6 protein-coding genes and 1 pseudogene are annotated in these 6,609 nt (G+C 71.2%); all 7 read right to left on the reverse strand.

Features of this window, described 5'->3' with window-relative positions; genetic code table 11:
* Positions 1-93 precede the first annotated feature (93 nt).
* Positions 94-516, reverse strand: a pseudogene (locus ACFUJR_RS38420) (extracellular solute-binding protein); the annotation flags it as partial.
* 23 nt (positions 517-539) lie between these two features.
* The gene (locus ACFUJR_RS38425) at positions 540-1,337 is read right to left on the reverse strand and encodes an ABC transporter permease (RefSeq protein ID WP_383178667.1); all 798 of its coding nucleotides are present in this window, start codon (positions 1,335-1,337) and stop codon (positions 540-542) included.
* The gene (locus ACFUJR_RS38430; protein ID WP_383178669.1) at positions 1,324-2,319 is read right to left on the reverse strand and encodes a 2-aminoethylphosphonate ABC transporter permease subunit; all 996 of its coding nucleotides are present in this window, start codon (positions 2,317-2,319) and stop codon (positions 1,324-1,326) included. The genes ACFUJR_RS38425 and ACFUJR_RS38430 overlap by 14 nt, the downstream gene beginning before the upstream one ends.
* A gap of 16 nt (positions 2,320-2,335) precedes the next feature.
* Positions 2,336-3,511 carry an ABC transporter ATP-binding protein gene (locus tag ACFUJR_RS38435; RefSeq protein ID WP_383178690.1) on the reverse strand — a complete coding sequence of 392 codons (1,176 nt, stop codon included), beginning with the start codon at positions 3,509-3,511 and terminating at the stop codon, positions 2,336-2,338.
* A gap of 83 nt (positions 3,512-3,594) precedes the next feature.
* Entirely contained in the window at positions 3,595-4,323 is a 729-nt protein-coding gene (locus ACFUJR_RS38440) for a phosphonatase-like hydrolase (RefSeq protein WP_383178672.1), read from the reverse strand.
* A 5-nt stretch (positions 4,324-4,328) separates the two neighbouring features.
* Positions 4,329-5,465, reverse strand: coding sequence for a TIGR03364 family FAD-dependent oxidoreductase (locus tag ACFUJR_RS38445; RefSeq protein ID WP_383178675.1), 1,137 nt, complete (start codon positions 5,463-5,465; stop codon positions 4,329-4,331).
* A 197-nt stretch (positions 5,466-5,662) separates the two neighbouring features.
* Positions 5,663-6,427, reverse strand: a complete 765-nt coding sequence (locus ACFUJR_RS38450) for a GntR family transcriptional regulator (RefSeq protein ID WP_383178678.1) — start codon at positions 6,425-6,427, stop codon at positions 5,663-5,665.
* Positions 6,428-6,609 lie beyond the last annotated feature (182 nt).

Raw genomic sequence — 6,609 nt, forward strand, 5'->3', positions numbered from 1 at the left:
CAGCCACGTGATCATTCTGGCCGTCCAGTGCCGCCCGGAACAGCGACCGGGCGCCACGTCACGACGGGGCGAACGTTGCCTGATGCGGCACTAGTTGTTGACGACGGAGGTCCACTTGCCGTCGTCGGCCTTGTCGGCGCCGTCGACCTGCTCCGAGCCGTTCGGGGTGTACGCCTGGAGAAGCCCCTTGGAGTCGGCCTGCTGGATGAAGGGCGGCAGCGTCACGATGACGTCGGCCTGGGTGTTGCTCTTCTCGCGGACGGCGCGCTGCACCATCTCGCCCGAACCGCCCTCGACGTACTTCACCTTGATGCCGGTCTCCTTCTCGAAGTCGGCGAAAACCTTGTCGTACCAGCCGTCGCCCTTCTCCCCCTTGAGACCGTCCGCGCTGTACATGGTGACGACCTTCTCGTCGGAGGCGGCGGTGGACCCGCCGCAGGCGGTGAGGGTGGCGGCGAGGGTGAGGCTGCCGGTGACGGCGGCGATCGGCTTGACGAATCTGTACGAGGTGCGCATAACGTCGTTCTCTCCTGAGGGACTTAGCGGTAGGACGCCTTGGTACGGATACGGGAGACGGCGAGCAGGACGAGCAGGGTCGTGGCCATGAGGACCACGGCGAGCGCCGAGCCGGTGAAGAGGGAGCCGCGGTCGGTGGCGGTGAAGATCAGTACCGGCAGCGGCAGCCAGTCCGGCGGGTAGAGCATCATCGTGGCGCTCAACTCGCCCATGGAGAGGGCGAAGCAGAGTCCCGCGGCCGCGTTGAGCGACGGCAGCAGGAGCGGCAGCCTCACCCGGAGCAGGACGTACGCGGGGCGGGCGCCGAGGCTGGCCGCCGCCTGCTCGTACATCGGGTCGAGACGGAGGATGGCCGCCGAGACCGACTGATAGGCGAACGCCGTGACAAGGACGGTGTGCGCGAGGATCACGATCCAGCGCGTGCCGTTCAGCAGCACGGGCGGCTGCGAGAAGGCGACCAGGACGGCGAGACCGACGACGACCGAGGGCACGGCGACGGGCAGCATGAACAGCGCGTCGAGGAACCGGCGGCCGTTCTTCCGCAGGGAGTCGGCGGCGAGCGCCGCCCACGTGCCGACGGTCAGCGCGAGCAGGCCGGCGGTGACGGCGGTGACCAGGCTGGTGGTCAGCGCCTGGAGCGACTCCCCCCGCACGGCGGCCGTGTAGTGCTCGGCGGTCGGCCCGGAGGGGAAGGCCCCGGACCAGTTCGTGGAGAACGACGCGGCGACGATCACGAGGAGGGGGAGGGCGAAGAGCGGGACGAAGAGGACCGCGAAGACGGTCCAGGCCGTCCACTTCCCCGTACGGCTATGCACCAACACGGCGGAGCCTGCCTTCCGTCGGCCGCCCTCGCGGCGCTCGGCGCCGGGGTGCCTCACGCCCCGCCGCGGTCGCGGCTGACGGCACCGCGGACGTCCGCGCCGGCCTCCGGCCGCCGGACCTGGTCACCGCCCGGTAGACCGCGTAGAGGCCGACGGAGATCGCGACGTTGACCACGGCGACGACACAGGCGGCGGCGTAGTCGGATTCGAGGATGGCCTTGCCGTAGACGAGCATCGGGAGGGTCGTGACGCCCTTGGCGCCGGTGAAGAGGACGATCCCGAACTCGTTCAGGCACATGACCAGGACGAGACTTCCGCCGGCGGCGAGCGCGGGCAGCGCCTCGGGCAGGATCACCTGCCGGACGATCCGCAGCGGCTTCGCCCCGAGGGAGGAGGCGACCTCCAGCTGTGCGGTCTCCATCTGCGAGAACGCGGCGAGGAGCGGACGCATCACGAAGGGCGTGAAGTACGTGATCTCGGCGAGGAGGACCCCCCAGGGCGTGGTCAGGAACTGGAAGGGCCCGGCCTCGGCGCCCGTGACGTCCGTCCACAGACCGTTGGCCATGCCGACCGTGCCGTAGAGGAAGAGGAGCGCGAGGGTGATCAGGAAGGACGGGAAGGACAGGAAGACGTCGATGAACTTCGACACCTCCTTCCCGCCGGGGAACGGCACGAACGCCACGACGAGCGCGAGCGCGAACCCGAGGACGAGACACCCGGCCGTGGCCCCGACCGCGAGCCACACGGTGGTGACGAGCGCCTTCCGGAAGGCCTCGGACCCGAAGACGTCGGCGTAGGCACCGGGAGCGAGGGACTCCTGGACGACGAGGGCGAGCGGGTAGAGGAAGACGAGCGCCAGAACGACGACGGGCGGGAGGGCCCAGAGGATCGTCGTGGGCATACGTTCCGCCGGAGCGGGGGTCCCCCCGGACGGAGTCCGGGGGACGGTGGGGACACTGCCACGAACCCGTTCAGCCGTCATGACCGGCGCGCCGGGGCTACCCATCGGACACCCCCGCCCCCAGCAGCACCCCGTCCTCCGGCGCGAAGTGCAGCGTGACCTCGTCCCCCAGCGCCGGCGTCTCCCGCAGCTCGCGGACGTCCGCCTTCACACGGTGCCCCTCCACGTCGACGTACAGACGGTGTGTCGAGCCCCGCCACTGCACCTCCGCGATCCTTCCCCGCAGCGCGTTCGGGCCCTCGCCGAGGCCGACGAGGTGCGGCCGGACGCAGAGCGTCGCGCCCGCGCCCGGGGCGACGCCGTCGGTGGCGACCTTCAGCGCGGCGCCGCCGAACGTCACCCCGCCCGCGCCCGCCGTCACCGGCAGCAGGTTCGCGTTGCCGACGAACGACGCCGTGAACTCCGTACGCGGACGGCGGTACAGGTCCTGCGGCGTGCCGCAGTCCTGGAGCCGGGCCTTGTCCATGACGGCGATCCGGTCGGCGAGGGTCAGCGCCTCCACCTGGTCGTGGGTGACGTACAGGATCGAGACGTCCGGCAACTCACGGTGCAGCCGCGCCAGTTCGGCGAGCATCCCGGAGCGCAGCTGTGCGTCGAGCGCCGACAGCGGCTCGTCGAGGAGCAGCACGTTCGGGCGGATGGCGAGTGCCCGTGCGATCGCGACGCGCTGCTGCTGTCCGCCGGACAGCTCGCGAGGGTAGCGCTTGGCGTAGGCCGCCATCCCGGTCATCTCCAGGGCCTCGGCGACCCGCCCCGGGATCTCGGCCTTCGACACCTTCGACGCCGTACGCGCCTTCCACGCCTGCTGCTCCTTCCACGCCTGCTGCTCCTTCCACGCCTTCTGTTCCTTCTGTTCCTTCTGCTCCTTCTGTGCCTTCCATGGCTTCCATGGCTTCCATGGCTTCCGTGCCTTCTGTGCTTTCAGGCCGAAGGCCACGTTGTCCTCGACCCGCATGTGCGGGAAGAGGGCGTACTGCTGGACGACCATCCCGATCCCCCGCTTGTGCGGCGGAAGGGCCGTGACGTCGCGGTCGCCGATGAACACCCGGCCCGAGGCCGGCCGCACGAACCCGGCGACGGCGCGCAGGGCCGTGGTCTTGCCGGAGCCGGAGGGCCCGAGGAGGGCCATGACCTCGCCGGGCTCGACGGTCAGGTCGAGGGATTCGAGGACGGTGTTCCCGCCGTAGGCGACGGAGACGGAGTCGAAGCGGATACCGCTGCGGGCGGCTGCGGAGGCAGCGGCGACCGTGCCGACCGTACCGGCCCCGCCCGTCGCGACGACGGCGTCGGGCGCCGTCACCGGTCCGCCTCCGCCCGGGCCATCGCCGCCGGCAGATCCGCGACCGACGCGAGGACGTGGGTGGCGCCGTGCCCCCTGAGCGCCGCCTCGTCGTGCGCCCCCGTCAGCACGCCCGCCACGATCCCGGCGCCCGAGCGGACCCCGCTGAGCATGTCGTACGAGGTGTCGCCCGCGACCGCGATCTGCCGGACGTCGTCGACGACTCCCGTACGGAGGAAGGCGCCGAGGACCATGTCCGGGTACGGACGTCCCCGGCCGCCCGCGTCCGCCGGGCCGAGGGTCAGCTCGACCAGGTCCCGCCAGCCGAGCGCGTCGAGGATGGCGTCCTGGGTGACCCGGGCGAAGCCGGTGGTCAGGACGACCGTCCGGCCCTCCGCCCTCAGCCGCTCGATCACCTCGGCCGCGCCGGGGACCGGGGCGATCAGACCGTCGGCGACCAGCTCTCCGTACGCCTCCTCGAAGGCGGCGTTGGCCTGCTGGGCGCGGGGCTCGTCGCCGCCGAAGAGGTGGCGGAAGACGGAGATCTTGGACTCGCCCATGGTGGCGCGGACGTAGTCGATCATCGTGGCCGGATCCTCGCCGAGGCGCTCGGCGGCGGCGCTGAACGCCCGCTCGACGAGACCGCCGTCGGCGACGGTGGTACCGGCCATGTCCAGTACGACGAGGTTGAACATGTGGTTGTACGTGCGGTTGTACGTGCGGTTGTGCGTGTGGATCTCGGTCATGGTGTTCACCAGCCCAGTTCGTTCGCGGTCGTCTCGGCGACGGCGGGCGAGCAGGTCATGCCGCGTCCGCCGGGTCCCGTCACCAGCCACACGCCTTCGCGGACCTTCTGCCGGTGCACGACGCGGCTGACGTCGGTGCACTGCGCGTACACACCGGCCCAGCGGCGCCGGATCTTCGGCAGCGGGCGGCCGAGGAAGGACTCGACGACGCGGACGAGGTGCTCGTAGGGGTCTTCGAGGGTGTCGAAGGCGAAGGGGTGCTCGTACTCGTGGGTGTCACCGATGGTCAGCCCGCCGTCCAGGCGCTGCACCATCAGGAGCTGCATCCTGTGCGCGGCGGCGGTCGGGTCCTGCACCTGGCCCGCGTTGAGGGCGTCCAGGGCGTCCGACCGGTACGCCGGGTAGTAGCGGAAGGAGTCGGCGTCGGCGACGGAGGTGGTCAGCGGCTCGCCGAGCGGGTCGGTCTGCATCATCTGCAGGCGCACGCGGCGGACCGGGATGTCACCGGCGATCTCGCGGACGAGGCCGCTGAGCGCGGCGCCGGTGCAGAGGACGACGGCGTCGCCGGTGTGTACCTCGCCGCGATCGTCGCGTACCTCGCAGTTGCCCACGCCCTCGGCGCCGGAGACGTCACGGACCTCACAGTTCGGCAGGAAGGTGTACTTCCCGGAGGCCAGCAGGGCCTTGCGCAGGGCGAGTTGGGCGGTGCGCGGCTCGACGGCCGCGTCCCGCTCGCAGAACAGCGCGGCCTGGAACTCCCCGCGCAGCGCGGGGTTGACCCGGCGCGCCTCGTCGGCGGTGAGCAGCCTGTAGCCGCGGGCCGCCGCGTCGGGCCGGGCGAGGGCGGCCTCGGCGACGGCCAGTTCCAGGTCGTTGCGTACGGGGGTGAGCGATCCGATGGCCCGGAAGCCGAGCTCGGGCACGCGGGCACCGATGCCCTCCCAGAGTTCGCGGGCGCGCAGCGCGGTGTCCAGCTCCTCTCCACCCGCGCGGCCGCTCACCCATATCTGACCGAAGTTGCGGAGCGAGGCCCCGCGCGCCTCGGCCTCGCGCTCGATGTGTACGACCTCGTGGCCGCGTTCCACTGCGTGCCAGGCGTGCATGGTTCCCACCACGCCGGCTCCTACGACGATCACCTTCATGCCGTTCACGGTCCTGGCGACGAATGGCCCGGAGCGATCCGCATGAGAACGGGACGGTGAACGGGGCGACAAGGTTGGCCTAGACCCGTTATCTTTCCGTTACCAATGGGCGGGCCGGATCGGGTCGACTGAGGTCGGGTCGGGTCGGCTGAGGTCGGATCGGCTCAGGTCGGGTCGGGTCGGGTCAGCTGCTCGGGTCAGCTCTGCTGCCCCAGGTGCGCGGTGAAGCTGAAGCGGTCGCCACGGTAGAGCGTGCGGACGCGCTCCAGCGGCCGGCCGGTGGTGTCGCGGGAGAGACGGTGGATCAGCAGCATCGGGAGCGCGGGCGGAGTGCCGATGAGCAGGGCCTCGCGCGGGGTGGCCAGCACGGTCTCGATCCGCTCGTCGGCGTCGCCGAAGCCGATCCCGAGCTTCTCGCCGAGGTAGCGGTAGAAGGAGGAGTCGGGGTCGAACTCACTGTCCAGGCCGGGGACGCGGGCCACCGAGACGTACGTGCTCTCGAGCCCGACCCGCTCGTCGTCGGCGAGCAGCACGCGCTCCATGTGCCAGACGGACTCGCCGCGTTTGACTCCGATCTCGGGCGCGAGCGCGTCGGGGCAGGGGAAGCGGTCGAGCGAGATGAGGCTACGACCGGGCCGGCGCCCCTGCCGTCGTACGCCCTCGGTGTAGCTGGCGAGCGAGAGCGGCTGCTCCAGCTTGGGCCCGGCGACCACGGTCCCGCGCCCCTGGCGGCGCAGCCGTCCTTCGAGGAGCAGCTCACGAAGGGCCTGACGGACCGTCTCGCGCGAGACCTCGTAACGGACGGCGAGGTCCCGCTCGGTCGGCAGCAGCCCACCCTCGCCCAACTCGCCTATCAGCGAAGCGACTTTCGCCTTCACCGCGTAGTACTTGGGGATGCGGCCGTGCTCGGGGATGCCGGAGCGGATGGGTGCGCCAGGTGCCTGGTCGTTCGGGTAGTCCACGGGGGGATGCTCGCAGATGGGAATGAACGGGAGGGTGTACGGAGAGTGACTCGCGGGTTCGGAGGGGCTAGGGAGTGTCGTCAAAGGAGCGTCGTCCGCCCGAAGGGGGGCCCGGCGGCGTCATGGGGGTCCCCCCTGCTCGAGCGCAGCCGAGAGCTTGGGGGAGCGTGCGATCGCAAGGC

The organism is Streptomyces sp. NPDC057271 (assembly GCF_042668715.1).
In the GTDB taxonomy this organism is placed as follows: Bacteria; Actinomycetota; Actinomycetes; order Streptomycetales; family Streptomycetaceae; genus Streptomyces.

What these genes read in the sequence shown, in the direction of transcription:
- ACFUJR_RS38430 (WP_383178669.1), bottom strand. Translation starts at nt 2,319, where the DNA reads ATGACGGCTGAACGGGTTCGTGGCAGTGTCCCCACCGTCCCCCGGACT.
- ACFUJR_RS38440 (WP_383178672.1), bottom strand. Translation starts at nt 4,323, where the DNA reads ATGACCGAGATCCACACGCACAACCGCACGTACAACCGCACGTACAAC.
- ACFUJR_RS38445 (WP_383178675.1), bottom strand. Translation starts at nt 5,465, where the DNA reads ATGAAGGTGATCGTCGTAGGAGCCGGCGTGGTGGGAACCATGCACGCC.